The 1,102-nt window shown below is 54.6% G+C and carries 1 protein-coding gene; it reads left to right on the top strand.

Annotation, left to right across the window (positions count from 1 at the left end; all coding sequences use genetic code 11):
• Nucleotides 1-1,098 (top strand): elongation factor Tu (gene tuf / locus CYR55_RS22935; RefSeq protein WP_101818592.1); only part of this gene is annotated, 1,098 nt, incomplete at its 5' end.
• Between the last annotated feature and the right edge of the window lie 4 nt (nucleotides 1,099-1,102).

Consider the following 1,102-nt stretch of genomic DNA (forward strand, 5'->3'; position numbering starts at 1 on the left):
GCTGCAATCACCAACGTACTGGCTAAGAAATTCGGTGGCCAGGCGCGTGCTTTCGACCAGATCGATAACGCACCGGAAGAAAAAGCACGTGGTATCACCATCAACACCTCTCACGTTGAATACGATACCCCGACTCGTCACTACGCGCACGTTGACTGCCCAGGGCACGCCGACTACGTGAAAAACATGATCACCGGTGCTGCGCAGATGGACGGCGCAATCCTGGTTGTTGCTGCGACTGACGGCCCGATGCCGCAGACCCGTGAGCACATCCTGCTGGGTCGTCAGGTAGGCGTTCCGTACATCATCGTGTTCCTGAACAAATGCGACATGGTTGATGACGAAGAGCTGCTGGAACTGGTTGAGATGGAAGTGCGTGAGCTGCTGTCTCAATACGACTTCCCGGGCGACGACACGCCGGTAATCCGCGGTTCTGCGCTGAAAGCGCTGGAAGGCGAAGCCGAGTGGGAAGACAAGATTATTGAACTGTCTGAAGCACTGGACAGCTACATCCCAGAGCCAGAGCGTGCGATTGATAAGCCGTTCCTGCTGCCTATCGAAGACGTATTCTCCATCTCCGGCCGTGGTACTGTTGTGACCGGTCGTGTAGAGCGCGGTATCGTTAAAGTCGGTGAAGAAGTTGAAATCGTTGGTATCAAAGATACCGCGAAATCCACCTGTACCGGCGTTGAAATGTTCCGCAAACTGCTGGACGAAGGCCGTGCTGGTGAGAACGTTGGTGTTCTGCTGCGTGGTATCAAGCGCGAAGAAATCGAACGTGGTCAGGTTCTGGCTAAGCCGGGCTCCATCAAGCCGCACACCAAGTTCGAATCTGAAGTGTACATCCTGTCCAAAGAAGAAGGCGGCCGTCATACTCCGTTCTTCAAAGGCTACCGTCCTCAGTTCTACTTCCGTACAACTGACGTGACTGGCACCATCGAACTGCCGGAAGGCGTTGAGATGGTAATGCCGGGCGACAACATCAAAATGGTTGTTACCCTGATCCACCCGATCGCAATGGACGACGGTCTGCGTTTCGCAATCCGTGAAGGCGGCCGTACTGTTGGTGCGGGCGTTGTTGCTAAAGTTATCGCTTAATCGC

Source organism: Chimaeribacter californicus, from assembly GCF_002858675.1.
GTDB lineage: Bacteria > Pseudomonadota > Gammaproteobacteria > Enterobacterales > Enterobacteriaceae > Chimaeribacter > Chimaeribacter californicus.